Origin of the sequence: Sphingopyxis sp. Q841 (assembly GCF_052384365.1) — a bacterium.
GTDB classification, from domain to species: domain Bacteria; phylum Pseudomonadota; class Alphaproteobacteria; order Sphingomonadales; family Sphingomonadaceae; genus Sphingopyxis; species Sphingopyxis terrae_A.
On sequence record NZ_JBQSUM010000001.1, the window covers coordinates 1063374 to 1090243 of the forward strand.

Here is a 26870-nt window from a genome sequence, read left to right on the forward strand (position 1 = left end):
AAAGAGGGGTGGTCGCGAAGAGGCCGCGACCACCCAGGGAGGGATGACCTAGAATTTATAGGCGGCGCTGAAGCGGAACGACCGGCCGAGGATCGGACGGGCGTTCAGCACTTCAGCCGTATTCTGGCCCAGCGTGCGCGGATCGCCTTCGGTCAGACCGATCTCGTTGGTCAGATTGTCGGCGGTGACCGCAAAGCTGAGCGCACGGTTGACGTCGACCGTCACGCCGGCATCGATCTTGAAATAATGCGGCAGCGACTGGGTGTTGCCGGTATCCGAGAAGCGATCGCCGATATAGGTGAAGGTCGAATAGACGCCGACCTTGCCGTCGTTGCCGAACGGCAGTTCATAGGCCGGGGTCACGCGCCATTGCCACTTCGGCTGCCGCTGGACGCGGTTGCCGCTGAGGTCGGTCGCACCGTTGTTGGTGAAGAAGTCGCGATATTTGGCGTTGAGCCACGTGCCCGAGAAGGCGAGCGTGAAATTGTCGACCGGCCGAAGCTGTCCTTCCAGCTCGACACCCGTGCTGCGCGCGCCGCCGATCGACGCCTGCGGTGCGCCATTCTGGATGACGGTGGTGACAAGGCCTTCGAACTTCGTGTGGAACAAGGTGGCATAGAGCGACAGCATGTCGGTCCGCACCTTCACCCCGCCTTCGAAATTGTCGACGCGCGGCGAGACGCGGATGCCGTCGCGCAGATTGTCGAAGAAGGGATTGGTGTTGCCGCGGTTGTAACGGACATAGGCGCCGACCGACGACGAGAAGTCGTAGTTCAGGCCCGCCGTCCACGACCAGGCGCCCTTGCTGTACGAAATATTGCGGAAGGTGCCGTCGAGCACCGCGACATTCTGGTCGTAAAGCGTGTTCGGGTCGCCGTCGGCGTCGAGCACGGTCGCGTTGTTTTCCAGCGTGCCGGTTGCCTTGTAATGCTGATAGCGCAAGCCCGCGTCGAAGCGCAGTTCGGGCGTGATCTGGAACTCGTCGACCGCATAAAAGGCATATTCGCGGCCGTCATAGGCGGCGTTGACGTTGAAGAAGCTGCCTTGCGTAAAGCCCCGATCGGTCACGACCCGGCCATCGGCGAGCGTCAGGTTGAGCAGCCGCGCATTGTTTTCGGCAGTCAGCAGCTGGATGTTGCCGAGGTTCCACTGGTCCTTCGACGAAAAGTCGGAGAAATAGGCGCCCAGCGTGAACTTGTTGTTGCCGCTGTCCCATTCGACGTTGAGGTCGTTGGTGAAATCCTCGATCTGCTTGCGCACGATCCAGGTGCCGGCGCGGATCACCTGCTGGCTGCCCGCATTGGCGACCGCATCGCCGCCATTGACATAGGTCAGGCTGCCGATCGTGCTGCCGAGGCTCGCCGCATAGTCGGCGGCCGACATCGCGGTGCTCGCGGGAACCAGTCCGGTCGTATCGGCATCGCCCTTCAGATAGCTCGCGCGATACCGCAGCTGGAGCCCGTCGCCGATCTCGTAATCGAAATTGGTGCCAAGGTTGATCAGCTTGGCGCCGCGACCGTCGCCAAGGTCGGCGCGCGTGCCGTCGGGAAGCACCGACAGGCGCGTTTCGGGGCCGGCGATCACGCCGGTGCCGGGGTCGATATTGCCGAACTGGCGCACCTTGTCGCCGTCGCGGATCACCGGGATCGGCAGCAGCCACTGGCCATGATCGTTGAGATAGCGCGCGAAGACGAGGATCGAACCCTTGTCGAGGTCATGGCGGATATTGGCGGTGATCTGCCCGCCCTTTTCGGCGGTGAAGCCCGGATTGCGGATGCCGTGGCCGCTCGAATAATAGCCGCCGACCATGAAGGTCGTGTTGTCGCCGAGCGGACCCGACAGGCGCAGGTCGCCGCGCATGTCGCCGAAATCGGTGACGCTGGCCTTCACAAGCCCTTCGAATTCGGGGCCGCCCTCTTTCTGGACGAAGTTGACGGTCAGGCCGGGTTGGCCGTTGGCGAACAGCGCGCCGGTGCCGCCGCGCACCGCCTCGACCCGCGCGATCGTTTCGTCGACGCGGATAAGCTGCGTGTTTTCGAGAAACGACAGCGTCGGCGGCGAGAAGAAGGGCACGCCCTGCGTCGTCAGCGTGACGAATTCGGCGTCGCCACCCGACGGATAGCCGCGCACGAAGATGTTGGCGCCATTCTGGCCGCCCGAGCTTTCGGCCATGACGCCCGGCACGACCTTCAGCAGGTCGGCGGTGCTGTTCGGCGCGGCCTGTTCGATGGCATCGGCCGAAATGCTGGTGATCGCAAAGGCCGCGGCTTGGCGGCTGACCCCGCCGCCGGCGGTGCCGGTGACGACGATTTCATTGCCTGCCGCATCGTCGGCGGGCTGAGGCGCTTCCTGGGCATGGGCCACCGCCGGCAGCGCGATGAGCGCGATCGACGAGAGCAGATAGGTCCGTTTCAACATGGCTGTTCCTCCACTTATCCTGTTTTCTTTGAAAGGTTGCCCGCGCTCGCCGCTTCCCGTTCTGCTGACAGGATCTGGTCGACCGAAAGCGCCCCGATGGCGGGGACGTGCACGTCGGCATCGGGCAGCGCCTCTTCAGACCCGATGCCAATCGCCACCATGCCCGCCGCATGGATGGCTGAAATTCCGGCCTGCGCATCTTCGATACCGATGCAGCGTTCCGGGGGGAGGCCCATGCCGTCGGCACAGGCCAGGAATATGTCGGGCGCCGGCTTGTTCGCCGCGATCGCGCCCGCGTCGGCGATGAAATCGAACTGGTCGGCGATGCCGAGCAACCGAACGACGTCGCCGGCATTGCGGCTCGCCGAGGCGAGGCCGATCTTGATGCCCGCGCTGCGCAGCGCGGCAAAAAGCGCGCGCACGCCGTCGAACAGATTGGCGGGCGAATAAGCGGCCAGCCGCGCGCGGTAGAGCGCATTCTTCTCTGCAAGCATCGCCTCGAAGCGCGCGTCGTCGACCGACGCGCCCGCGCCGTCCAGGATAAGGCGCAGCGATCCCGCGCGATCGACGCCCTTCAGCCGGTCGTTGGCGGCGCGGTCGAAGGCATAGCCATATTGGTCGGCCAGCGCTTGCCACGCATGGTAATGATCCTCGGCCGTGTCGGTCAGCACGCCGTCGAGGTCGAAGATCACGCCCTGCACCGCCGGGCGCGCCATCCGGACCGCCACGTCGGCAAGACGAACCGGGCGGCCGTGATCGACAATATCGACCGGCGCGCCCGACAGGCGGCGATAGGTCGCCCCTTCGGCATCGACCGCAACCTCGATCACGCTGCCGCGCCACATCAGGCGGAAATGATAGCGCGCCCAGCCGGCGGGGATGCGCGGCGCGAAGGCGGGGCAATCGCCGCCGAGCCACAGACCGCCCCAGCCGTGCGCAAGCACGAGCCAGCTTCCCGCAAGCGCCGCCATGTGCAGGCCGTGCGAGGTGTTGCCGTGGCGATTTTCCAGATCGACGAAGGCGGCCTCGCGATGGAAATCGAGCGCCTCCCCATCCTCGCCGAGCCGCGCCGCCACAATTGCGAAGGCCACCGACGACAGCGTCGAATCATGCGCGGTGACGCGGCTGTAATAGTCGAAATTGCGCCGCTGCAGCGCGAGCGGCAACGACACGAGATCCATCGCCATCGCCTGCAGCACATTGCCCTGCTTGGCGATCTGGTGCCGGAACAGGATCATCGGGTGATAGCGCATCAGCAGCGGCCCGCGCTCGTCGAGCGGTGCCAGATCAGCCAGCTTCGGCCTTCCCAGAAAGGCGTCGTCCTGCGGGCTTACCCCGGCCTCTGCATCGACCGGCAACCACATCGCCTCGGCGGCGCGGCGCCACATCGCGACTTCTTCGGCGTCGAGGCCGATGGCCTGCGCCAGCGCCGCGAAGGCCGCGGGATCGGTGTGCGCCAGCCAGTCGGCGGTGTCGGCAGCATAGGCAAGGTGCCGCGCCGCGATCGCGTTGGTGTAATAATCATTATCGACGAGCGCCGAATATTCGTCGGGCCCGGTCACGCCATAGATGCAGAAGGCCCCGCCGCGGCGCGGGTCGAAGGCGCCGATCTCGGGCCAGATGCGCGCGGTTTCGAACAGCATTTCGGCCGCAGCGCGGCGGACGTCGCTATCGCCCGTCGCCGCGACATACAGCGCAACGCCATGCGCGATGTCGCCGTTGATATGATATTGCGCCGACCCCGTCGGATAATGTGACGAACATTCGGCCCCGCCGATGGTCCGCCACGGATAGAGCGCGCCGCGCGCATGGCCAATGCCGCGCGCATGCGCCCGCGCCGCCGCAAGCTTGCCGATGCGATACTGCAGCAGGGTGCGCGCCCGGTCGGGCATCTGGAGCGCCAGCACCGGGAGCATGAAGGATTCGGCGTCCCAGAAATAATGGCCCTCATAGCCTTCGCCCGACAGCCCCTTGGCCGCGATACTGTGGTCCGGGTCGCGGCTGGCCGACTGGTGGAGCTGGAACAGGTCGAAACGCAGCGCCTGCGTCAGCGCGTCGTCGCCCGCGATCGCAAAATCGGCATGCGCCCACAATTGGTCGACCGCGCGCTGCTGCGCCGCCGCAATGGCGTCGAACGGCTGCGGTTCGAGCAGCGCAGCGATGTCGACCGGGTGGCCGCGGGTGCAGGCCATGGCGACCACCCGGTCGACGCTCAGCGTGCCGCCGGCGACCAACGCGCCGCGCACCATATGGCCGCCGTCGATGCGCACCACCGGCGCATCGAGGCTGGCGACCCGCTGGCGATAGGCGAGTTCGACGGCACCCTGGGCAAACCGGACCACGGAAGGGGTGTCGCCCGGTTCGGAAGGCTGAACGGTCCAGACCGGCCGCAGCCGCCCGGAAATACGCGGATCGTCGGCCGCATCGGCGTTGCCGCCATCGGCATCGGTGCCGAAGATCAGATCGATCTCGATCGTCGCGGCGAAATCCACCGGCGAGACCGACAGACGCGTTGCGACGCAGGCATCGCCGTCCAGCGGAACGATGCGAACGGCCGCAATCTCGATCGTCCGGCCATCGGCGAGACGCCAGCGGGTGCGGCGGCGAAGCTGTCCCCAGGCAAGATCGAGCAGGCTCTCGGCTTCGAGGCGCTCGGCAGCCGCAAAATCGACCGGCGCGCCGTCGATCCGCAGGCGCAGGGCCACCGGGCTCGGGCATTTGATCCGCGTGTCAGTCGCGGTCGCGTAGCCGGGAAAGCTTTCATGATAATCGATCGGGCGGCTGACATAGGCGCCGGGGAGATAGGCGCAGGGCGCAGCGGCGCATTCGTCGGCGACGCCCTCAACGCCGACCAGGCCGTTGGCGAGCGCGAACAGCGCGGCCGCCTGATCGCCGACGGCGTCGCCGCCGTGTCGGACAAGCCGCATCGTATCAGAAGCTGCGCTGGAAATTGCCACTGTCATCCTCACCCGCGGCGCACGCTCGGCCGGCGCGCGCTCCATCGAAGCCATCTTGTGGTGCAAAAATGGTATCGATGTCAAGTTATCGATACCATTGCGGGAAAGGACGTGCGAACTACGGCGCGTTCGCGCAGTGATTCAGCTTTCGCGTGCGACCAGTTCCACGCTCATGGCGCGCGAATCGGCGCCCTTGCCCGCGACGAGATCGAGCACCTTCTTGGCGAGCAATTCGCCGCCGACCGCCCAGTCCTGCCGGATGGTGGTGAGTTTGGGCGATACGATCGCTGCGCCGGGGGAATCGTCGAAGCCGACGACCGATACGTCGCCGGGTACGGACAGGCCGCGCGCCTGCAACGCTTCGATCGCGCCCATCGCAATGGCATCGCTCGCCGCGAAGACGCCGTCGAAGGCAGTGCCCTTGGCCAGAAGCCGATCGATCGCCTCGCGCCCGGCGGCGGCGGTGAAGGCGCAGGCGATCCGCTCAATCACCGCGGCGTCGCTGCCCTTCAGCGCGTCGGCAAAGCCCTGGAGCCGATCCTCGACCTCGCCATGCTGGGTTTCACCAAGGAACAGCAGCGCGCGGCGCCCGCGCGCGCGCAGATAGTCGGCGGCGAGCCGGCCGCCCGCGCGATTGTCGCTGCCGACGACGACGCGTCCGGGCGGGCCGTGCGCCGCGCCCCAGACCACATACGGCAGCCCGGTCGCCTCGATCGCCGCGGCGGCATCGTCATGCACGCCCTGCCCCAGCAGGATGACCCCGTCGGCCGACGGCGGGTGCTGTGCGAACAACTCGATCGTCGTCAGCACCATATTCTGTCCGGCTGCAGTCAGTTCCTGCATGATCCCGCCGAGCAGCGAGAGCGGATAAGGTTCGCTCATCAGGCGGTCGTGCGAGGGGGCCATTTCGATGACTACGGCGATGGTCCGGGTGCGTTGCTGCCGCAGATTGCGCGCCGAAATATTGAGCCGGTAGCCCATGCGTTCGGCGGTGTCGCGGATCAGCCGGCGCGTGCTTTCCTTGACCGTCGGGCTGTCCGAAAGCGCGCGCGAAACGGTGATCTTCGCGACGCCCAGCTCGCGCGCGATGTCGGCCATCGTCGGGCGCGCATTGCCGCCGCCAAGGGGACCGGTGCCATTAGCCATGGCTCCCCTTAACGCGCGTCCGCCTTGTTTCACAAGCGCCTAAGAGGAGGGCGGCGGGGACGGAAGCCCGCCCCCGCCGCGACCGGTCAGAGCGCCGATCCTCCCAATTTGTAGGTGAGCTGCAGGAACACGCTGCGTCCGATGCTGTCGAACCAGCTGGTGTTGTAATAGGGATAGCTCGACCAGGTCGGGTCCTTGACGGGGTTCGTGTCGAACAGGTTGCGCACCGTCAGCGAGCCGCGCAGATGATCGGTGAAATCATATTGCATGGTCGCATTGAAGAGGTAGCTCGCCTTGATGAACGCATCCTCGTCATAATTGGGCAGCTTGCCGAGCCGGGTGCCCGAAAAGGTCAGCTGAAAGCCCTCATTTTCGTATGAGATGCTGCCGTTCGACTTGTCGCGCGGCAGGTAATAGCCGCTATCGACGGCGAGCTTGTCGACGAACGGATCGCCCGGATATTGCTGGAAACTGTGCTTGAACACATGGCTGTGCGCGAGCGACAGGGTGAAGTTGCCGATACCGGTTGGCAGGCTGCCGCGGAAGGCGATATCGATCCCGCTCGTCCTTTCGCGCGCAATGTTGATCGGATTGACGCGGATCGACGAGATCTGCCCGGCATTGCCGCCGCTGGCAAAGCGCGTGATGCGCGCGAAGGCATCCTGACAGGTCGGCGAATTGGGATCGAGCTTGGGCGTGCCGCCCGCGGTCAGCACGCTGCAGTCCGCCTCGGTCCGGGCCAGCGTGTCGATGCTGAGATCGTCGACCTGATTGTCGAGCGTCACGCGGAAATAATCGACCGAAACATGGAGGCGGCTCGACGGCGAAAAGACGATGCCTCCCGTCAGCGTTCGTCCGGTTTCGGCGTCGAGGTTGCGGTTGCCGGTCCGGTTCACGACGACGCCGGTCCCCGAATAGCTGCAATCGCCGATATCCTCGTCGGGCTCTTCGACCGCGCACAGATAATAGTCATCGACGCTGCTCTGCACATTGCCCGGCCCCGTAAAGACATAGTGGAGGTCGGGCGCGCGGAAGGCAGTGCCATAGGCGGCGCGCAGCAGCAGGCTGCTCGTCGGTCGGACTTCGACCCCGCCATTATAGGTGAACTTGCCGACATCGCGGCCGGCAAAGCCGAAGGTGTCATAGCGGCCGGCACCCGTCAGCGTCACGAAATCGAGCACCGGCACGCGCACTTCGCCGCCGATCGCGGCATGGCTGCGCTTGCCCGCACCGTCGCTGTCTTTCCAGCTGTAATAATAGTCGGTGAGCGCCAGCGGATCGGGACGCAGATTATAGCCCTGCTTGCCATATTCGGCGACCACCGCGACCCCGACCGGGCCGGCCGGAAGCTGGAACAGCTCGCCATTGGTCAGCGTCGCCTGCAAATTGCTGGTCCAGCTATACGGACGATAGACCGTATCGGCCGAAATGCTGTCATATTCGGCAGGCGTCAGCGCGGTGTAGAGCCGCGCGGGATCGGCGTTGAAAATCGGATAGCCGCTGTCCTCGTCGACCCCCAGCTGTTCGCCCAGAAAGAAGGCGATCGCCTTGGAATTGACGATCTGGGGCCAGCGCACGACCGACTGGTAGCGGCTGTAATTGAAAGATGCCTCGTAATTCCAGGCATTGCCAAAATTGCCGCGGATACCGGGCGTGATGCTGTAGGTCGTCTGCTTGCTGCGCTGCATTTCCAGCCCGCCGGTTTCTTCCGGGGCAAACTGGCGCGACCAGTCGTCGATCGTATCGTCGAACGCGTTGTAAAAACTGTTGTCCGAACTCGACGACGAGCTTTCGAACGCCCAGCTCGTGACGTCGTACATCAGCCGGACCTTACTGATTCCGAACTGAAAGTCGGCGAACAATTTGGCATTGTCCGACAGCTCGTACGACATCGTGCCGAAGCTGTTGAAGCCCTTGCGACCCGAAACGATCGTGCCGTAGCCGATCGACGTCTTGCTGCCGCAGTAATAGCCGGGGCCGTAATCGTCGATCGCCGGATCATAATCGCCGTAGCGCGGACGCGACGTATAGATGGTCGAACCGCCGTTGAGGTTCGCAACCCCGGCGCAGGCCGCCGGACCCGGATCGATATAGCTGTCGTTTTCGATGCTGTAGCGCAGGAAGGTGCGGCGCGCGATCGTGCTGCCGGGACTGTCGTCGGTGCTGTCCTGGATCGAACGATCATAAGCCCACAGCGGACGCTGGTCGAGATATTCGATACCGGCCGCGATGCTGAAACGGTCGGTCGACCAGCCGCCGGTCGCGGTGAAGCGATGCGACATGCCGCCACCATGCTGGGTGCGGCCGTGGCGATAGTCGAGCGTCAGGCCGTCCAGATTTTCCTTCATCTTGAAGTTGATGACGCCCGCAATCGCGTCCGAACCATAAATGGCCGAGGCTGCACCCGACAATATCTCGACCTTGTCGATCAGCCCCACCGGGATATTCGAAATGTCGGTGAAGTTGCTGCGGCCGATATAGGGCAGCGGGAAATCGGCGATGCGGCGCCCGTTGACGAGCACGAGCGTGTGGTTGGGGCCAAGCCCGCGCAGGTCGACCTGCTGCGCGCCGGGGGTGAAGTCGGCGCTGCTGCCCGACTGCGGGCTTTGCGTCTCGCCGCTGTTCTGGGTCATCGCCGCGAGCAGTTCGGGGACGCTGGTATAGCCGTTGGCGCGGATCGCATCGGAATCGATGGTCGTGACCGCCGACGGCCCCTGATCCTTTATCGTGGGAATGCGCGAACCGGTGACGATGATCTCCTGCACCGCGCCCTCGTCCGACGCGTCCTGCGCCAGCGCCGGCGTGGCGAGCGCGGGAAGGCAGACGCCCAGCCCTAGAATGATGCGAAGCGACCGTCGGCCGAGATGTTCCATCGAAAAGCCCCTATCCTGTTTGCGGCGCGAATCGGCGCCCCCAATGCCCTGTCACGAGACGCGCCCTATCAGCCAGAACGGACCGAAAATTTCAATCATTATGACTAAAACAGGAATCATATTGTCATTTTGCGTGTCGATTATGTAACGTCCATCGATCAGAGTTGCCGAAGGAGATATGCTGATGCCGCCGATCAGACTGTTCAAATGGATCACCGCACTGCTGTACGCGCTCCTTCTCGCCGCGCCGCCAGCGGCGGCGAAAGACCAGCCCTACGAACATTATGTCTATGGCGCGCTGAACACGCCGACGCCGGGTCCGGTATCGGGCGGACTGCTGCTGATGGGCGGAGGCGACCGGAATATCGACGCGATGAAATGGTTCTTCGGCAAGGCCGGAAAGGGCCACATCGTCGTCCTCAGCGCTTCTTACGGCAAGGAAATCGGCGAGGAATTCTATCGCGACATCGGCGGCATCCAGTCGGTCGAAATCTTCGTTTTCCACGCGCGTTCGCAAGCGACCGACAAGAAGATTCTCGACCGGCTGCGCAAGGCCGACGGCATCTTCATCGCCGGCGGCGACCAGTCGCGATATGTGCGCTTCTGGCGCGGCACGCCGGTCAACGAGATCATCGACGCGCATGTCGCGGCGGGCAAGCCGCTCGCCGGGACCAGCGCCGGCCTCGCGATGCAGGGCGAAAAACTCTATGGCGCGATGGACGACGGCAGCATCAAGAGTCCTGAGGCGCTCGCCGATCCGCTCGGCCCCGCTAACACCATCGAAGGCGAATTCCTGCACCTGGCGCTGCTCAAGGGCATCGTCACCGATACGCATTTCAAGGAACGCGACCGGCTCGGCCGCCTTTTCGCCTTCGTCGCCAAGGCGCAGGTCGGACGCGCTGCCGACGCGCCCGCGATGATCGGGCTCGGCGTCGATGAAAGCGCCGCGCTCGCGGTCGAACCCGACGGGTCGGGGCGCATCTATGCGACCGCACCCGACGGCTATGCCTGGGTCGTGGACGGATCGGAACTGCGCAACGTCAGCGACCGCAGGCCGCTCGATGTGCCGCGGGTGAAGGTGACGGGGGTCGGGCCGGGCTCGGTCGTTCACCTGCCCTCGGGCCGCGTCGATGCGCCGGTGTTCGTGCGCAACTATGCCGCGCGCGCGGGCGAACTGGTCGAGGTGCCGCGCTGGTCGCTCGCGATCCATGGCGGCGCCGGGGTCATCAAGCCCGGCTCGCTCACCCCCGACAAGGAAGCCGCCTATCGCGCCGGCCTCGACGCCGCGCTGCGCGCCGGATCGGCGGTGCTCGACAAGGGCGGCCCGGCGCTCGACGCGGTCGCGGCGGCGGTGCGCGTGCTCGAGGACAATCCGCTTTTCAATGCCGGTCGCGGCGCCGTGTTCACCGCCGAGGGGACCAACGAACTCGATTCCGCGATCATGGACGGCGCCACGCTCAAGGCCGGTGCCGTCGCGGGTGTCACGCGCACCCGTCACCCGATCGACCTTGCCCGCGCGGTGATGGACAAGAGCCCGCACGTTCTCTTGGCGCGCGACGGCGCCGACCGCTTCTCGGTCGAACAGGGGCTCGAACAGGTCGACCCCGCCTGGTTCCGGACGGATCAGCGGTGGCAGCAGTTGCTCGCCTGGCGCAAGAAGCATCAGGCCGCGCTCGACCCGACGCATCTGTTCGGCACCGTCGGCGCGGTTGCGATCGATGCCAACGGCAATCTCGCCGCCGCAACCTCGACCGGCGGCATGACCGGCAAGCGCTGGGGCCGCATCGGCGATTCGCCGATCATCGGCGCGGGCACCTATGCCAGCAACGGCCGATGCGCGGTTTCGGCGACGGGATCGGGCGAATATTTCATCCGCGAAAGCGCGGCGCGGCAGGTCTGCGACCGCGTCGCGTGGAAAGGCGAAAGCCTGAACGACGCGGCGCAGGCGACCATCGCGGCGGTCGGTGCGATCGGCGGCGACGGCGGCCTGATCGCGATGGGCCCCGACGGCCGCCCGGTCTTTGCACTCAACGACCTTGGCATGTATCGTGGCCGGATGACGGCCGGGGCGGAACCACAGACGGCGATCTTCGCTGACGAGGCATGGGCGGACTGATGGCGCCGATGACCGTCAGTCTCGACGAGATCGACGATCGCCTGCTCACCCTGCTGCGCGACGATGCGCGCCAGACCATCGCACAGCTTGCGAAGGAACTCGGCATCTCGCGCGGCCAGGTCTATTCGCGGCTCGCGCGGCTGGAAGAGGATAATATCGTCGCGGGCTATACGGTGCGGCTGGGACAAGCCTTTGCCGCCGGCCGCGTCCGCGCCCATATGATGATCAAGACGTTGCCGCGCTATCACCGCGAGGTCGAGGCCGCCCTCGCCGGCTTTACCCAGGTTCAGGCGATCCACGCGATCAGCGGCGAATATGACATCATCGCGATGCTGGAAGCGGAGGACAGCGCCCTGCTCAACGAGCTGATCGACGAGATCGGCCTGCTCGACGGGGTCGAACGCACGACGACGTCGGTCATATTGGTGACCAAGATCGAACGCTGACCCCTTCCCTCCGGCGACGACCGAACCGGTCAGTTGGTCCAGTAGATATAATCCTGCCCGTCCTTCCACGGCGCGTTGAGCGGCACGTCGATCCGCACCGGCCCCTCGATCAGCCCCGGCCAGATCGGCTTGGCCATCCCCTTGTTCTGCGCCTCGATCATCGCACGAAGCTGTGCGACGCGCTGCGGCTCCTGCGCCGACACATCATGCTGTTCGGTCGGATCGATAGCGACATTATAGAGGCGAACCTTTTCGGGCCGCTTCGTTACCTGCAATTTCCAGTCGCCCGCGCGCACGACGCGATAGTCGCCCGAACGCCAGTACATCGCCTGGCGATGCGCCGGCCCGGCAAGGATATTCTGGCTGTCGACGATGCGATCGGTCGGCACCTTCGCCCCCGCCGCGGCGGCGATCGTCGAATATATGTCGATATGCCCGGTCACGTCGGCGCGGGTAGAACCCGGCGCGATATGGCCCGGCCAGCGCATGAAGAAGGGCGTGCGGATGCCGCCCTCGAAGAAGGTCGCCTTCCATCCCCGATAGGGCGCGTTGAGGTGCGGGATGCCGGTGTACCAGGCCCCGCCATTGTCGCTGGTGAAGATGACAAGCGTATTGTCGTCGATCCCCGCCTGCTTGAGCTTCGCCATGACATCGCCGATGCGGCGGTCGAGCTGCGCGATCATCGCTCCGTAAACGCGCGTCTTGTGATCCTTGATCTGCGGCAGCCGGTCATATTCCTCGCGCGTTGCCTGCAACGGCGTGTGCGGCGCATTGAACGCCAGATACATGAAGAAGGGCCGGTTCTTGTTCGCCTCGATCGCCTTTTCGGCTTCGGCGGCGAAATAGTCGGTCATATGCCCCTGGGGATGAAAGCGCTTGCCGCCGTTGAAGGTGACGGCGTGGCGCAGATTGGCCCAGATGAAACGGTCGATCGGATCCCACGGCAGCTTGGCGTTGACCGTATCGGGATCGTCGTCGGGCAGGAATTTCGCGCCCCCCGCCAGAATCGCGAGGCTTTCGTCGAAACCCTGCGCATTGGGCTGCAAGCGCGGCGCTTCGCCCAGATGCCATTTGCCGATGTGGATGGTGTGATATCCCGCCGCCTTCACCGCTTCGGCAATGGTAATTTCGCTCGGCGGGACGCCCATGTCGGGATAGTCGGGAATATCGTCGGTGATCAGTTCCTTGTGGAATACCGCCTTCAGCGGGCCAAGGCCGCCGCCATGCGCCAGATTCTCGGCAAAGGCGGTCGGCACCGCGGTGAACTCGAAACCGAAGCGAGTCGGATAGCGGCCGGTCATCATCGCCGCGCGCGACGGCGAACAGGTGGCGTTCGCGGCATAGGCGGTGGTGAAGTTCAGCCCCTGACGTGCCAGCGCGTCGATGTTGGGCGTCTTGACGATCCCGCCCGCAACGCCGCCGCCGTTCAGGCTGATGTCGTTCCAGCCCAGATCGTCGGCGACGATCAGGATGATGTTGGGCGGGCGCTTGGTCCCCGGCGCGGTGACGGGGGCCGCACCCGGCCCCTGCTGCCAGACCACCGCGTGGTTCGGCTGCACCGGGTCGCGCCAATCCTGGATCATCCCGGGCAGACGATATTTATTCTCCTGAAAACCCCAATAGCCACCCGCGCCGATCAGCGCGACGACGCCCAATGCAATCCAGCGTTTCTTCATCGGTCCCCTCCGGCCCCCTCTAAGCCCATGTCAAAAGCGCGATATGCGCAAGCGCCGCAGCGAGCGCGAGCCCCAGCCCCACCGTGACCCGCGGGCTGGCATAAAAGGCGATCTGTCGCTGCGTCGGGAAAGAGAAGGTCGTCTCGATCCCCAGTGTCTTGTTCGGATGCACGGCGCGAAAGGCCGGATCGGCCGCCATGCGGATCAGATCGCGGCGGCTGCGGTATCGCATCGTGCCGACCAGCGACCAGCCGGGGTCGGCGGGTGTGTTCCACGCGTCGATATAGCCGCCGACCTTGGCGCCGACATAGAGCGGATGCCCGCCGCGCGCGATCAGCCCGCGCACGAAGGGGTCCGAATAGCGGCGCAGCCATTCGCTGCCCGCGCGCGTCTCGCCGCTGGCGGGATCGGTGACTTGGCCCGGCCGCGTGCGGACAAGATTGACCATGACGAATTCGCGTCCGTCGTCGTCCTCCAGAAAAGCGCGCAGGCGGGCGCTGTCGTTGCCCGTTTCCTCCATGCGATCGCCGAGCGTGCCCAGAAAGGCGTCGATCTCGGCGCGCGTCAGCGGGCGGCGGAACCCATCGTAGAACAGCAGGAAGGCGAGCCAGAGCAGCAACGCGCCCGCCCAAATCGCGCCGACAAGAAAAGCCTGCTCCCCCATCATTCCCCCGACTCTTCGGTTGCCCCGAAACTATTGGCACTATATGTGTCATTATATCGGGCGCGGCGCAAGATGCTTCGAAGCGGGCATTGACCACGGCGCCAAGCTGCGCCAGCGGGGAGGACATGACGACAACGGCGAAAGCGGAGGGCGAGGCAAAGGCGAATCCGGCGAGCGAGACGCCCCGGATCGATGGTCGGCGCGAACGCAGCCGGTCGAGCCACAAACGCATCGTCAAGGCGATGATGGAGCTGATCGCTGGCGGCGACCTGATGCCCAGCGCGGCGCGCGTCGCCGACGAAGCCGGGATCGGCATTCGCACCGTTTTCCGCCATTTCGACGATATGGATTCGCTCTATAGCGAGATTTCGGCGACGATCGCCGAACGGGTGATGCCGATCGTCACCGCCCCCTATCTCGACAACGACTGGCGTGCGAACATGCGCGATCTCGCCCGCCGCCGCGTCCGCGTGTTCGAAACGATGCTGCCGTTCCGGCTCGCGGCCAATATCAAGCGCTATCAGTCGCCCTTTCTGATGGCCGAATATGGCCGCGTCATCACGGTCGAGCGCGAACTGGTAATGCGCCTGCTGCCCGCGCCTGTCCTTGCGAACAAGGTGGCGGCGGAGGCGCTATGTGCCACCCTCTCCTTCCAGAACTGGCGCGCGTTGCGGCACGACCAGGGCCTGCCGGCCGAAGAAGCGGGGACCGTCACCGCGCATATGGTCGAAGCGCTGCTTGCCGCGCTTCCGCAAGGCGGCGATCGGTGAAGCGCAGCGCAGCGCTGATCGCTTTCGCCGCGCTGGGCGCCCTGGCCGCATGCGGCGCCAAAAAGACCGAACAGCATGCCGAAGCGCAGACACCGACCTGCCCGCCGATGCCGGCGCGCGACTATGTCTGGATACCCGGCGCGACCTTCACCATGGGCGCCGACGCGACGCTGCCCGAAGAGGCACCGGCGCGCGAGGTTTCGGTCAAGGGTTTCTGGATGGCAACGCATGAGGTGACGAACGCCGAATTCGCCGAATTCGTGAAGGCGACCGGCTACAAGACGCTTGCCGAGAAAGACCCGCCGAAACTGCCCGGTGCGCCGCCCGACATGCTGATCCCCGGATCGGCGGTGTTTACAGCGCCGACTGACGGCAATCCCAACTGGTGGCGCTGGGTCGTCGGGGCCGAATGGCGGCATCCCGAAGGACCGAAGACCGGCATCGCCGGCCGCGATCGCGACCCGGTGGTCCAGGTCGGCTACGAGGACGCGCTCGCCTACGCGCACTGGAAGGGCAAGGCGCTGCCCGACGAGGCGCAATGGGAACTTGCCGCTGCAACCGGCGGCGCGCGGCGCGATGTTCCCGTCGATGCAAACGGCAAGCCGACCGCCAACTATTATCAGGGCGTGTTCCCGGTCCGCGACCTCGGCACCGACGGCTTCAAGAGCCGCGCGCCCGTCGCCTGCTTCCCCGCCGACAAGCACGGCGTCCACGACCTGATCGGCAATGTCTGGGAATGGACGGCAAGCGCGATCGACCCCGACCGCAATGTCATCAAGGGCGGCAGCTTTCTGTGCGCGGCGAATTATTGCGCGCGCTATCGCCCCGCCGCGCGCCAGTTTCAAGAACGCTCGCTAGGTACCGATCATGTTGGCATTCGCCTGATCGACACCGCGCGCCCGCCGCCGCCGGACGAAAAGCCACAAGAGGGCTGACAGCGCGACGATCGCCCCGCCGAGCACCAGTCCGGCCTGGATCGCCCGCTTGCGGCCCTGTTGCCGCCACGCATAAAGGTTGATCTGTTCGTCGGCGGTGTAACCCGCCGGCATTTCGAGCACCTGGTTGGTCTTGGCGAACGCCGCATAATCGGCCTTCATCGCCGCAAAGCGATCGGGCATCGCGGCGGCCAGATCGCGCGTCTCGCCGGGGTCGCTGGCGATGTCGAACAGTCGCCATTGACCGTCGCCCGTCGGCGGCAGATTGCGCACCAACTTGTAATCCCCCCGGAACAGCGCGGCATTGCCCGACAGTTCATAACCAATCGGCGCGTCGCCATGAACGCTGCCCGCGCCGCCTGCCAGCATCGGCACCAGACTGCGCCCCGCGATCGGCTCGACCGTCCGCCCGCTCCAGCTGCCGCCGTGACCCGGCACGCCGGCGAGGTCGGTCAGCGTCGGGACGATGTCGGTGACATGCGCGAGCCCCTTCGAGATCGCGCCCGCGCGCACCTGCGGATGGCCGGGCCAGGCGATTATCAGCGGTACGCGCAGCCCGCCCTCGGTCGCGCTGAACTTGTACCCCGATAGCGGCGCCGCAGCCGCGCTGGCCCAGCCCGGACCGATGGCGCTGAAGCTGTGGCGGCGGCCGATGTTGCCGATCGACGTGTTATATTGCATCCCCAGGAACAGCCGGTTGCGCAGCCGGTTATAGGGGTTGGTCGGTTCGGGGCCGTTGTCCGACAGAAAGACGAAGATCGTATTGTCGTAATCGCCCGTCGCCTTCAGATGCGCGACAAGGCGCCCGATCTCGCGGTCGGCGGCGGTCGCCATCCCGGCATAGGCCTGCATGACGCGGACCGCCGCCTTGCGTTCGTCGCTGTCCAGCTTTTGCCAGTCGGGGGTGGTCGCCATCGTCACCATCGGCGCGCCCGCGGGCATGATGCCGAGCGCCGCGGCGCGCTTGGCCCGTGCGGCGCGCAGCGCGGTCCAGCCTTCGCGATACATCGCCTGATAGCGCGCGATATCGCTGTCGGGCGCCTGCACCGGAATATGGTTTGCTAGGAAATTGACCGACGCGAAAAACGGCTTTCCGCTCGCGCGGTCGGAGTCGATATAATCGATCATCTTCTGGACGACGAAGCGCGACGAATAATAATCCTTGGGCAGCACCCCCGGCTTGCCATTGTCGGTCCAGTTCGCCTTGTCGTAGAGGCCCTTTATCGGCTCCTGATCGAAATTGTCGGCGCCCGCATCGGCCAGGCTGAAGGCGCGATCATAGCCGCGCGCTTCGGGAAGCCGCGTCGGATCGCTGCCCAGATGCCATTTGCCGGTCAGATAGGTGCGATAGCCCGCCGCCTTCAGCATTTCCGCGATCGTGACGACGCTGTGGTTCATCACCGTCTCGTACCCCGGCTTGCCGCGGTGCGCGTCGGGGATCGTCTCGGGCATATTGCCCAACCCGGCGCGGTGGTTCATCACCCCCGTCTGCAGCATCGCGCGCGTCGGTGAGCAGGAACCCGACACATGGAAATTGGAAAAGCGCATCCCGGCATGCGCCAGCGCGTCGATGTTCGGGGTCGCGAATTCGGCCCCGAAAGCGCCGACATCCGAAAAACCCCAGTCATCGGCCAGCAGGATGACGATATTGGGATGGCGCGGCGCTGCGGGCGCGGTCGGCACCGCGGTCTGCGCGGCCAGCGGCGCCGCGACCAGCGCAGCGGCGATCCCGGCGGCGAACGCGCGCCTCATGCCGACACCAGCGCGGGCAGGCAGCCAGTCCGCTCGAGCAGCGGATCGACCGCGGCGCGCGCCGCGTCGTTCAGCGCCGCGTAGCGCATGCGCAGGTCGGCAAGGCATTTCGCCTGATATTTGAACACCCCCTGGTCATAGCCATGCCCCATCGCCTCGAACCGTATCATCGCCTCCCCCTTTTCCAGTGCCGCCGCATTCGCCCGCAAGAAGGGCAGATAGACCGCGCCCGCCACCGCCAGCAGCGCATCGACCACGGGCGGCAGCCGCGCATCGGCCGCGTCCCATTCGCCGTCGATCCCCGACATGTCATCGATGTGCGAAAGCCAGCGATAGGCAAAGGGATAGTCGGTGCGCATCATCGCCTGCGCGGTCGGATCGACGCCGAACTGCGACAATTGGCCAAAGAGGCCGAATTCGGCGAGCGATGGCCGCGTGCCGAACAGGCAGTGCCGGTCCTGGACATGCGTCTCCAGCGCCGCGAGCACCGCGCGGGTCGACGCTTCGATCAGCGGGAAATTCGCCGGCGTGCAGCCGACGATCGCCAGGCGCCCCACCTGCCGCTCGCGAAAGCTCGCCGCAAAGCGCTCGCGCTGCTCCGCACCGCCGCCCTTGAACGCGTCGAAGGCCAGCCAGCGACTCATCTGAAGCTGGTCGACCTCGGCCAGCCAGCGATAGCCGAACATCGCCTTGGTCAGCCATTCGTCAGCGAAATCCTCGATCAGATGCGCCAGAAAGGCGCGCGCGGGATCGGGCGGCACCACCGAACGGCTGCCCGGATGGCGATCCTCGAGCAGATAGAGGAGCGGGGTCGAATCATTGTGCCAGCTATCGTCGGGAAAGCGCACCACCGGGATCACCGGCGCGCGGACATGCGCCAGCGCCCCGCCCTGCGTCGCGGCGCCATGCACCCAGATATGGGGCAAACGGCGATAGCGCATCGCCGCGCGAATCTTCATCGAATAGGGCGAACCCAGCGCACCATGGACTTCATAAGGCCGTTCGTTCACCCGTCCCTCCCCATGTTTTGACATATGCTATGCCAATATATCGGCGAGCGCAATGGGCGGCGTCCCGGACAGCCACACGGACAAATCAGGGGAGCGTGTGGGACGCGGCCCTGCATGGCGCCGGAAAGGGTGACGAGGGCCGCATATTCAGCGCGCACTCGAATTTCCTGCGTCAAAGGCATGAACTACCCTCAGTTGAGCGGTCCCTCGCATTCGCATAGCGGCGCTTTGCAGAAGAGAGCGTGAGGTACGCTGCCGCTCCCTCGGCTCAATCAGATTTGCCCGGCGGGTCAAGAACCCGGTCTATGCGCGCGAGCGCGCGTTCGAGGCGCGGAATGACGAAATCCATGAATGCGCGCAGCTTCAGCGGTTGCAGCGTCTGGGCGGCATGGACGAGATGGACGGGGATCGGCGGCGGGCTGAAGGTTTGGAGCACCGGCACCAAGGCGCCGTCACCGACGGCTTGCGACGCCTGATAGGACATGATTCGGGCAATCCCCAGTCCGTTGATGGCCCCGTCAATGACCGCGTCGGCGGTGTTGACCGAAAAACGCGGCCGGATCGTCACCGACAATGGATGCGTCCCGGCAAGGAATGGCCATTGGCGATAGGTCTGGAAACCTTCGAAAGCGATGCAGTCGTGGCGGACCAAATCCCCCGGCGCGCTCGGCGCCGGGTTATAGGAAAGATAGTGGGGGCTGGCGCAGATCAACCATCGCACCGTGCCCACCCGCCGCGCAATCAGGCTGCTGTCGGGCAGCTTTCCTATCCGCACCGCCACATCGACGTGATTTTCGACCAGGTCGACCAGCGTATCGGCCAGCACGAGTCGCACAGTGACCTCGGGATAGGCGGACAGGAAGTCATGGACGATCGGCGCGACGTGCAATTTGCCGAACATGATCGGTGCCGTGACCAGCAACTCCCCGCGCGGGGCCCGATATTCGCCCGAGGCAACGCGCTCCGCCTCGCCCAGATCTTCCAGAACGCGCCGCGCCGCCACGAGGAAAGCGGCGCCCTCCTCGGTCGGTATCAGTTTGCGGCTCGTGCGAACGACCAGGCGGGTGCCGAGCCGCGCCTCCAAATCCGATACCCGCCGGCTCACGGTCGCGAGCGGGATGCCGAGCGCACGCGAGGCCGCCGACAGGCTGCCCCCGTCGATGGCAGCGACAAGCGTCCGCATAGCCTCGAAACGATCCATTTTCCTTCCATATTACGGAAGGATGGTTTGCGCAATTGACCCATACTCTCGAAAATCAGGAGGACCTACTTCGCGGCCAGGCCAAATCCGGCCCAGACGAAAGGTCCACCTAATGTCCCTGATTCCCACCCCCGCCACTGTCGAAGCCGCCCCGGTCGCATCGCAGGCGATGCTCCAGGCCGTGCAGGCCCAACTCGGCAGTGTACCCAACCTGTTCCGGTTGGTGTCGACCAGCCCTGAGACGCTCGAAGGCTATGTCGGCCTGATGGGCGCGCTCGGCAAGGGAAGCCTGCCCGCCGCAACGCGCGAGCGTATCGCGCTGGCCATCGCAGAGATCAACGGCTGCAGCTATTGCCTGTCGGCGCACAGCTATCTCGGTCGCAATCTCGCCAAGCTCGACGATGCCGAAATGACCGCAAACCGGAGCGGGGCTTCGAATGATCCGGTTGCCGATGCCGCCGTTCGCTTCGCTGCAGCGCTCGCGCACAACCGCGGCCATGTCACCGAGGCCGAAGTCTTGGCGCTTCGCGAGGCCGGTTACACCAACGCGCAGGCGCTGGAAATCGTCCTGCACGTCGCGCTCAACAGCTTCACCAACTACGTCAACGAAGCCTTCGGCACCGAAATCGACTTCCCCGTGGTGCGCGCCCGAACCTCGGCCTGATCTTCAGGTAACGGGCTCCGCAACCCGGTATCCGGTCCGTGCCCTCCCTACATTCCATCAACAGGAATTCTCATGACCCAATCTTCCAAACTGATCCACGCGGCCGCGGTCGCGCTTTCTGCCGCAGCCCCGCTGGCCGCCGAGGCGGCACCAGCTGCTCCGGCCGCGACAGCCGCGTCCGCGCATCCCACCAGCTATCATTTTGCGACGGTCAACGGCCGCAAAATATTCTACCGCGAAGCCGGCGACCCGGCCGCGCCCACGATCCTGCTGCTTCACGGCTTTCCCAGCAGCAGCCAGATGTATCGCGACCTGATCCCGCAGCTGGCCGACAAATTTCACATCATCGCCCCCGACTATGTGGGCTTCGGCCAGTCCGACGCCCCATCCGCCGCAGAGTTCGATTATAATTTCGACAATCTCACCTCGCATGTCGCCGGTCTGATCGATCAGCTCGGGCTCCAATCCTATGTTCTCTATATGCAGGATTATGGCGGGCCGGTCGGCTTTCGCCTCTTCGCGCAGCGGCCAACGCATGTGAAAGGGTTCGTGATCCAGAACGCCAATGCCTATCTCGACGGCGTCGGCGACCCGGTGAAGCAGGCGCTGCTCCCCATCGGCCAACAGCGTGACGCTGCATCGGAAGCCGCGGCGCGCACGCTTCTCACGCTCGACACCACCAAGTTCCAGTATAGCTATGGCGCGAAAAACCCGGCGGCGATCAATCCCGACAATTGGGTGATCGACCAGGCGCTGCTCGACCGGCCGGGCAATGATGCCATCCAGCTCGACCTGTTCGAGGATTATCGGTCCAATGTCGCGTCCTATGACAAATGGCACGCGCTGTTCCGCCAATATCAGCCGAAGACGCTTATCCTGTGGGGCAAAAGCGATCCGATCTTCATCGCACCGGGGGCAGAGGCCTACAAGCGCGACTTGCCCGGCGCGCGCCTCGTCTGGCTCGACGCTGGCCATTTCGTGATCGACGAAAATGCGGCAACCATCGGCCGCGAAATCAAGGCGAGCTTCGCCGGCCGCTGAGCGGCAAGGCAGGCAAAGGGTTGATGTCGGGTGGGCGGCGCGCAGCCGTCCGCCCGGCATCTTCGGGCGCGATCAGGCGATCTCGCGCCACGTTCCGGGCGCCAAATCCCCAATCTCCCACCCCCCGATCCGCCACCGCACCAGCCGCAGCGTCGGATAGGCGACCGCGGCGGTCATGCGGCGGACCTGGCGGTTGCGCCCCTCTGTGATCGTCAGTTCGATCCAGCTATCGGGCACGCTTTTGCGATATCGCACCGGCGGATCGCGGTCCCATAGCTGGGGCGGGTCGATGCGGCGGACGGTCGCGGGGCGCGTCGGGCCGTCGTTCAGCGTGACGCCGCGGGCGAGCGCCGCCAGCGCGGCGTCGTCGGGCTCGCCCTCGACCTGCGCCAGATAGGTTTTGGGCATCTTGTGCTGCGGCGACGAAATCCGCGCCTGCAGCGCGCCGTCGTCGGTCAGGATCAACAAGCCCTCGCTGTCGCGGTCGAGCCGGCCGGCGGGGTAGACGCCGGGTACGTCGATATAGTCTGACAGCGTCGCGCGCGGGCCGTCGGCAGGCGCGGTCGTGCCCTTGTCGGTAAATTGCGACAACACGCCATACGGCTTGTTGAACAGGATCAGGCGGTTCACCGCGTCTTTCCTCGCATGGCCTCCCGCCTCCCTCTTCCTTCGTCACGCCGGACTTGATCCGGGGTCCATGACTTCAGCGCTGCGATGGATCCCGGGTCAAGCCCGGGATGACGAAGGCGAGGAAAAGACTGGGACAAGCCGTCAAAAAGAAAGAGGGCGACCATCGCTGGCCGCCCCCTTGATCTTACGCCGCTTCCTTCTTGCGGCTCGCCTTCTTCCGCTCATGCGGATCGAGGATCGCCTTGCGGATGCGGATGTTCGCGGGGGTCACTTCGACCATTTCGTCGTCGTCGATATAGGCGATCGCCTGTTCCAGCGTCATGCGGCGCGGCGGAGTCAGGCGGATCGCATCGTCCTTGCCCGTCGAACGGAAGTTCGTGAGCTGCTTCGACTTCATCGGGTTGACCTCAAGGTCGTCGGGCTTCGCATTCTCCCCGATTATCATCCCTTCATAGAGCGCCTCGCCGGGCGAGACGAACAGGATGCCGCGTTCTTCCAAGGGGCCGAGCGCATAGGCGACGGCTTCCCCCGCGCCATTCGAGATGAGGACGCCGTTCTTGCGGCCCTCGATCGCGCCTTTGTAGGGGCCATATTTTTCGAAGAGGCGGTTCATGATCCCGGTTCCGCGCGTGTCGGACAGGAATTCGCCGTGATAGCCGATCAGGCCGCGCGACGGGCCGCTGAAGCTGATGCGAGTCTTGCCGCCGCCTGACGGGCGCATGTCGGTCAGCTCGGCCTTGCGGATCTGCATCTTCTCGACAACCGTGCCGCTATGCTCGTCGTCGACGTCGATGACGACGGTTTCATAGGGCTCGGTGCGCTGGCCGTTCTCGTCGGTCTGGTACAGCACCTTGGGGCGGCTGATGCCGAGTTCGAAGCCTTCCCGGCGCATTGTTTCGATGAGCACGCCGAGCTGAAGCTCGCCGCGGCCCGCGACTTCGAAGCTGTCCTTGTCGGCGCTTTCGGTGATGCGGATCGCGACATTGGTTTCGGCTTCGCGGTACAGGCGGTCGCGGATCATGCGGCTCGTCACCTTGCTGCCTTCGCGGCCAGCCATCGGACTGTCGTTGACGGCGAAGCGCATCGACAGCGTCGGCGGGTCGATCGGCTGCGCGGCGATCGGCTCGCTGACGCTCGTGTCGGCGATCGTGTTCGCGACCGTCGCGTTGGTCAGGCCCGCGATCGCGACGATGTCGCCTGCGCGCGCTTCCTCGACCGGAACGCGGTCGAGCCCGCGGAACGCCAGCAGCTTCGACGCGCGGCCGGTTTCGATGACCTTGCCGTCCATGTCGAGCGCGTGGATCGGCTGGTTGACCTTGACCGTGCCCGACTGGACGCGGCCGGTCAGGATGCGGCCGATGAAATTGTCGCGGTCGAGCAGCGTCGCGAGGAAGGTGAAGGGCGCCTCTTCGTCGAGGCCGGGCGTCGGAACATGCGACACGATCGTCTTGAACAGCGGCTCGAGCGTGCCTTCGCGCGCGTCAGGGCTTTCCGAGGCATAGCCGCCGCGACCCGAGGCATAAAGGATCGGGAAATCAAGCTGTTCGTCATTGGCGTCGAGCGTCAGGAACAGTTCGAATACTTCGTCGAGCACTTCGGCTGCGCGCGCGTCGCTGCGGTCGATCTTGTTGACGACGACGATCGGCTTGAGGCCGAGCGCCAGCGCCTTGCCGGTGACGAACTTGGTCTGCGGCATCGGGCCTTCGGCGGCATCGACGAGCAGGATGACGCCATCGACCATGCTCAGGATCCGCTCGACCTCGCCGCCGAAGTCGGCGTGGCCCGGCGTGTCGACGATGTTGATGCGCGTCGCATCGGCGCCTTCGCCCCACTCGACCGAAGTACATTTGGCGAGAATCGTGATCCCGCGTTCCTTTTCCAGGTCGTTCGAATCCATCGCTCGTTCTTCGACACGCTGGTTGTCCCGAAATGTGCCCGACTGGCGGAAAAGCTGATCGACGAGGGTCGTCTTGCCATGGTCGACGTGTGCGATAATCGCAATATTGCGCAAAGACATGCGGTAGGAGCCTTGATGGAAGGGGGCAGCGCCTGGAGCGCCGCTAAACGCCGCGCCCCTAACAGAAGCGGTGCTGCGGCGCAACAAGAGAGGCGCGGGCGTCCGATTTGACACTGTGTTGCTCGAGCGATACACCATGGGCGTTCAGCTCAAGGAAATATCGATGCGCCTCTCCCTCGCTCGCGGTATCGTCGCCGCCGCCCTTTCCGCTGCCCTAGCTGCCACCCTCGCCGCCGTCACGCCTTCGAGCGCGGCCGAGCCCGATGCGGGCCTCGCGCTCACCTATCAGCCGGTCGTCGCAGCCGACGGCCGTTTCCGCGCGATCGAAGTGACGCTGCGCTTTCGCGGCGCCGCGAGCGGCGTCACCATCGTCGATCTGCCGGACGAATGGGGGGGCTTTGACAAGCTTTATAATTATCTGGGCGACATCCGCGCCGAGGGCGCGACGCTGGCCCCATCGTCCGACCCCGCCAAGATCGCGTTGCGGCACGCTCCCGGCGCCCCGATCGTCCTGCGCTACCTTGTGTGCGGTGCCAACCGGGCCGAGCAATTGCAGGACGGCGAAGTCGTCAATGACTATCGCCCGCTCATCCAGCCGACATGGTTCCACCTGATCGGCGACGCGGTGGTGGCGCGGCCAGAACATCTGGATGGCGATACCCCGGCAAGCTTTTCGGTCCGCGGGATGCCGGCGGGGACGCGCTTTGCGTCCGACCTCGAACATCCCGGGCTGACCGTCGATGGCCTGATCGAAAGCATCGCCGTCGGCGGCGATTTCCGCCTGATCGATGCAGGACATGTCGCACGGCTCGCAGTGCGCGGTAGCTTTGCAACACGCGACGATGCCGGCTGGACGCAAAGCTTCCGCCGCGTCGCCGCAGCCATGTCAGAATATTGGGGCAACGACGCCGGGCGCTACCTCGTCACCATCATTCCCTTCGCGCCGCCGGGACCCGGCGCAACCTCGATCGGCGGCACCGGACGCGGCGATGCGTTCGCCTTTTTTGCGACGACCAACGCGCTGCCCGAGATGCTCGACCGGCTGATGACGCATGAAATGGCGCATAGCTGGGTCAATGCCCGGATCGGCGGCTTTTCCGACACAGTGCCCGAAGCCGAGCAATTCTGGCTGTCGGAGGGCTTCACCGATTTCACCTCGTGGCGGGCGCTGGTCCGCGCCGGAGTGTGGACGCCCGAACAATATTTTGCGCAGTTCAACGACGCGCTGCGCGAATATGATGCCTCGCCGCTTCGCGCCGCGCCCAACAAGGAGGCGGCGCGGCTGTTCTGGACCGACGAGAAGGCGCAGCGGCTCGCCTATTTGCGCGGGATGCTTTTCGCGCATTGGGCTGACGACCGGCTGCGGCGCGCGCCAGGCGGATCGTCGATGCGCAACCTGCTGCTGGCGATGCAGGCAGCTGCTCCGGCAGCCCGCAGCGATGCTGTTACCCTGTTCAGTGCCGAGGCGCAGCGCCGCGACGCGGCGATCGGCGAAGGCATCGCCCGCTTCATCGATCGCGGCGAACCGATTGCGCTGCCCGCCGACATGCTCGCCGCGTGCGGCACGTTGCGCCAATTCGAACGACTGGTGTTCGATCGCGGCTTCGATGTCGACGCGACGCTCGCGAACGACCGCATTATCGCTGGCGTCGCCCAGGACGGCCCGGCATGGCAGGCCGGGATGCGCGACGGCATGACGCTGATCGGCCGCAGCGGCGGGGAGATCGGCAACAGCCAGAGCGAAATCGCCTATGATGTCGACGATGGCGGCACGAAGCGCACGCTGCGCTATATGCCGCAGGGGCGAGCCCGCGAAACGGTGCGCGAATTCGCGCTCCACGATCTTTCGCCTCCCGCCGCGCGGCAGGCCTGCATCGGTGCGCTCAGCCGCTGACCCGCGCGACCAGACGCTCGATCGCCGCTCCCGCGATGCGCGCCGCGCGCACGAGATTGGCATGGAAGTCGCCCGCGCTGTCGCCGTTGGCGTCGTCGGTCACCGCCTTGATTGCGGCCCAGGGCTTGCCGAGCCGCATCGCCGCCTGCGCCACTGCGCCGACCTCCATATCGACCAGCGCGGCGCCCAGATCGCGCACCAGTCCGGCCGCGGCGTCGGGGCAGGCGACGAAGCTGTCGCCGCTTGCGATGCGCGCATGTGGCAGGTTCAGGCCGGGGTCGGGCATCGCGGCGAAATGCGCCTCGCCCGCTTCGCCGATCGGCCATTCGCCGGCCCGATAGCGGCGGAACAAACCGGGCTGGGCCGCGCCATAATCGTGCTGCACCGCCTCGGCGATCCAATAGGCGCCAGGTCCGGGGCCGAGCGAGCCGCAGGTGCCGCTCATCACCAGCAGATCGGCCGCGCCGCCGAGCATCCCGGCGCATAGCGCCGCGTTGACCTTTCCGAGACCGCAGGTGGCAATCGTTACGCCATGCTCATGCACTGACAGCGAACGAAGCGCAAAAGCGGCCGCTTCGGCGGCGCCTTGGCCGGGAAAGACGGCATCGGCCTCTTCGGGCAGCGCGGCGAGGATTAGGATGCGGGCCATCCGCGCGCCAT

Annotated in this window: 19 protein-coding genes; 7 read left to right on the plus strand and 12 right to left on the minus strand. The window is 65.5% G+C overall.

Annotated elements, in window-relative coordinates; translation table 11 throughout:
• Positions 1 to 48: 48 nt before the first annotated feature.
• The 4 genes from ACT17R_RS05300 to ACT17R_RS05315 all read right to left on the minus strand — a co-directional run bounded on the left by ACT17R_RS05300 (position 49) and on the right by ACT17R_RS05315 (position 9394).
• A complete protein-coding gene (locus tag ACT17R_RS05300; RefSeq protein WP_444809120.1) occupies positions 49 to 2418 on the minus strand; it encodes a TonB-dependent siderophore receptor in 2370 nt (789 codons plus the stop codon).
• 14 nt (positions 2419 to 2432) lie between these two features.
• A complete protein-coding gene (gene pgmB, locus ACT17R_RS05305; RefSeq protein WP_444809121.1) occupies positions 2433 to 5345 on the minus strand; it encodes a beta-phosphoglucomutase in 2913 nt (970 codons plus the stop codon).
• 171 nt (positions 5346 to 5516) lie between these two features.
• Entirely contained in the window at positions 5517 to 6521 is a 1005-nt protein-coding gene (locus ACT17R_RS05310) for a LacI family DNA-binding transcriptional regulator (protein ID WP_062901832.1), read from the minus strand.
• 86 nt (positions 6522 to 6607) lie between these two features.
• Complete coding sequence (locus tag ACT17R_RS05315) at positions 6608 to 9394, minus strand: TonB-dependent receptor plug domain-containing protein (RefSeq protein WP_062901831.1); 2787 nt, start codon at positions 9392 to 9394, stop codon at positions 6608 to 6610.
• A 184-nt stretch (positions 9395 to 9578) separates the two neighbouring features.
• Here ACT17R_RS05315 and ACT17R_RS05320 point away from each other — a divergent pair, with 184 nt between their 5' ends.
• Positions 9579 to 11510, plus strand: coding sequence for an isoaspartyl peptidase/L-asparaginase (locus ACT17R_RS05320; RefSeq protein WP_062903122.1), 1932 nt, complete (start codon positions 9579 to 9581; stop codon positions 11508 to 11510).
• Positions 11510 to 11956 carry an Lrp/AsnC family transcriptional regulator gene (locus ACT17R_RS05325; protein ID WP_040590524.1) on the plus strand — a complete coding sequence of 149 codons (447 nt, stop codon included), beginning with the start codon at positions 11510 to 11512 and terminating at the stop codon, positions 11954 to 11956. Before ACT17R_RS05320 ends, ACT17R_RS05325 begins: the two co-directional genes overlap by 1 nt.
• A gap of 29 nt (positions 11957 to 11985) precedes the next feature.
• Here ACT17R_RS05325 and ACT17R_RS05330 read toward each other — a convergent pair whose 3' ends face one another.
• Positions 11986 to 13632 carry a sulfatase-like hydrolase/transferase gene (locus ACT17R_RS05330; protein ID WP_062901830.1) on the minus strand — a complete coding sequence of 549 codons (1647 nt, stop codon included), beginning with the start codon at positions 13630 to 13632 and terminating at the stop codon, positions 11986 to 11988.
• A gap of 19 nt (positions 13633 to 13651) precedes the next feature.
• Positions 13652 to 14299 carry a hypothetical protein gene (locus ACT17R_RS05335; protein WP_062901829.1) on the minus strand — a complete coding sequence of 216 codons (648 nt, stop codon included), beginning with the start codon at positions 14297 to 14299 and terminating at the stop codon, positions 13652 to 13654.
• A 122-nt stretch (positions 14300 to 14421) separates the two neighbouring features.
• Between ACT17R_RS05335 and ACT17R_RS05340 the strand changes: the two genes are divergently transcribed.
• The gene (locus ACT17R_RS05340) at positions 14422 to 15066 is read left to right on the plus strand and encodes a TetR/AcrR family transcriptional regulator (protein ID WP_062901828.1); all 645 of its coding nucleotides are present in this window, start codon (positions 14422 to 14424) and stop codon (positions 15064 to 15066) included.
• A complete protein-coding gene (locus ACT17R_RS05345; protein ID WP_062901827.1) occupies positions 15063 to 16001 on the plus strand; it encodes a formylglycine-generating enzyme family protein in 939 nt (312 codons plus the stop codon). The genes ACT17R_RS05340 and ACT17R_RS05345 overlap by 4 nt, the downstream gene beginning before the upstream one ends.
• Here ACT17R_RS05345 and ACT17R_RS05350 read toward each other — a convergent pair.
• The 3 genes from ACT17R_RS05350 to ACT17R_RS05360 form a co-directional block, all read right to left on the minus strand.
• Positions 15921 to 17753, minus strand: a complete 1833-nt coding sequence (locus ACT17R_RS05350; protein WP_062901826.1) for an arylsulfatase — start codon at positions 17751 to 17753, stop codon at positions 15921 to 15923. The two genes, ACT17R_RS05345 and ACT17R_RS05350, sit on opposite strands and share 81 nt — an antisense overlap.
• Positions 17750 to 18763 (minus strand): glutathione S-transferase N-terminal domain-containing protein, encoded by a 1014-nt coding sequence (locus ACT17R_RS05355; RefSeq protein ID WP_186402934.1) that lies wholly within the window; start codon positions 18761 to 18763, stop codon positions 17750 to 17752. Before ACT17R_RS05355 ends, ACT17R_RS05350 begins: the two co-directional genes overlap by 4 nt.
• A gap of 268 nt (positions 18764 to 19031) precedes the next feature.
• Complete coding sequence (locus ACT17R_RS05360) at positions 19032 to 19964, minus strand: LysR family transcriptional regulator (RefSeq protein ID WP_062901824.1); 933 nt, start codon at positions 19962 to 19964, stop codon at positions 19032 to 19034.
• A 112-nt stretch (positions 19965 to 20076) separates the two neighbouring features.
• Here ACT17R_RS05360 and ACT17R_RS05365 point away from each other — a divergent pair, with 112 nt between their 5' ends.
• On the plus strand, positions 20077 to 20628 hold the full coding sequence (locus tag ACT17R_RS05365; RefSeq protein ID WP_062901823.1) for a carboxymuconolactone decarboxylase family protein: 552 nt from the start codon (positions 20077 to 20079) through the stop codon (positions 20626 to 20628).
• 72 nt (positions 20629 to 20700) lie between these two features.
• A complete protein-coding gene (locus ACT17R_RS05370) occupies positions 20701 to 21669 on the plus strand; it encodes an alpha/beta fold hydrolase (protein ID WP_062901822.1) in 969 nt (322 codons plus the stop codon).
• A 72-nt stretch (positions 21670 to 21741) separates the two neighbouring features.
• On the opposite strand, the gene ACT17R_RS05375 is transcribed toward ACT17R_RS05370, so the two are convergent.
• A complete protein-coding gene (locus ACT17R_RS05375) occupies positions 21742 to 22299 on the minus strand; it encodes a pseudouridine synthase (RefSeq protein ID WP_062901821.1) in 558 nt (185 codons plus the stop codon).
• Between the two features lie 184 nt (positions 22300 to 22483).
• The gene (gene typA / locus ACT17R_RS05380; RefSeq protein ID WP_003050854.1) at positions 22484 to 24316 is read right to left on the minus strand and encodes a translational GTPase TypA; all 1833 of its coding nucleotides are present in this window, start codon (positions 24314 to 24316) and stop codon (positions 22484 to 22486) included.
• A gap of 136 nt (positions 24317 to 24452) precedes the next feature.
• On the opposite strand from typA, the gene ACT17R_RS05385 reads away from it, so the two are divergent.
• Complete coding sequence (locus ACT17R_RS05385) at positions 24453 to 26210, plus strand: M61 family metallopeptidase (RefSeq protein ID WP_444809122.1); 1758 nt, start codon at positions 24453 to 24455, stop codon at positions 26208 to 26210.
• On the opposite strand, the gene ACT17R_RS05390 is transcribed toward ACT17R_RS05385, so the two are convergent.
• A complete protein-coding gene (locus tag ACT17R_RS05390; protein WP_217372688.1) occupies positions 26200 to 26859 on the minus strand; it encodes a 5'-methylthioadenosine/S-adenosylhomocysteine nucleosidase family protein in 660 nt (219 codons plus the stop codon). The two genes, ACT17R_RS05385 and ACT17R_RS05390, sit on opposite strands and share 11 nt — an antisense overlap.
• Positions 26860 to 26870: the final 11 nt, after the last annotated feature.

Excerpts from the sequence above, each read along its gene's own strand:
- ACT17R_RS05300 (WP_444809120.1), bottom strand. The coding sequence starts at position 2,418 with ATGTTGAAACGGACCTATCTGCTCTCGTCGATCGCGCTCATCGCGCTG.
- pgmB (WP_444809121.1), bottom strand. The coding sequence starts at position 5,345 with ATGCGGCTTGTCCGACACGGCGGCGACGCCGTCGGCGATCAGGCGGCC.
- ACT17R_RS05310 (WP_062901832.1), bottom strand. The coding sequence starts at position 6,521 with ATGGCTAATGGCACCGGTCCCCTTGGCGGCGGCAATGCGCGCCCGACG.
- ACT17R_RS05315 (WP_062901831.1), bottom strand. The coding sequence starts at position 9,394 with ATGGAACATCTCGGCCGACGGTCGCTTCGCATCATTCTAGGGCTGGGC.
- ACT17R_RS05320 (WP_062903122.1), top strand. The coding sequence starts at position 9,579 with ATGCCGCCGATCAGACTGTTCAAATGGATCACCGCACTGCTGTACGCG.
- ACT17R_RS05325 (WP_040590524.1), top strand. The coding sequence starts at position 11,510 with ATGGCGCCGATGACCGTCAGTCTCGACGAGATCGACGATCGCCTGCTC.
- ACT17R_RS05330 (WP_062901830.1), bottom strand. The coding sequence starts at position 13,632 with ATGAAGAAACGCTGGATTGCATTGGGCGTCGTCGCGCTGATCGGCGCG.
- ACT17R_RS05335 (WP_062901829.1), bottom strand. The coding sequence starts at position 14,299 with ATGATGGGGGAGCAGGCTTTTCTTGTCGGCGCGATTTGGGCGGGCGCG.
- ACT17R_RS05340 (WP_062901828.1), top strand. The coding sequence starts at position 14,422 with ATGACGACAACGGCGAAAGCGGAGGGCGAGGCAAAGGCGAATCCGGCG.
- ACT17R_RS05350 (WP_062901826.1), bottom strand. The coding sequence starts at position 17,753 with ATGAGGCGCGCGTTCGCCGCCGGGATCGCCGCTGCGCTGGTCGCGGCG.
- ACT17R_RS05360 (WP_062901824.1), bottom strand. The coding sequence starts at position 19,964 with ATGGATCGTTTCGAGGCTATGCGGACGCTTGTCGCTGCCATCGACGGG.
- ACT17R_RS05365 (WP_062901823.1), top strand. The coding sequence starts at position 20,077 with ATGTCCCTGATTCCCACCCCCGCCACTGTCGAAGCCGCCCCGGTCGCA.
- ACT17R_RS05370 (WP_062901822.1), top strand. The coding sequence starts at position 20,701 with ATGACCCAATCTTCCAAACTGATCCACGCGGCCGCGGTCGCGCTTTCT.
- typA (WP_003050854.1), bottom strand. The coding sequence starts at position 24,316 with ATGTCTTTGCGCAATATTGCGATTATCGCACACGTCGACCATGGCAAG.
- ACT17R_RS05385 (WP_444809122.1), top strand. The coding sequence starts at position 24,453 with ATGGGCGTTCAGCTCAAGGAAATATCGATGCGCCTCTCCCTCGCTCGC.
- ACT17R_RS05390 (WP_217372688.1), bottom strand. The coding sequence starts at position 26,859 with ATGGCCCGCATCCTAATCCTCGCCGCGCTGCCCGAAGAGGCCGATGCC.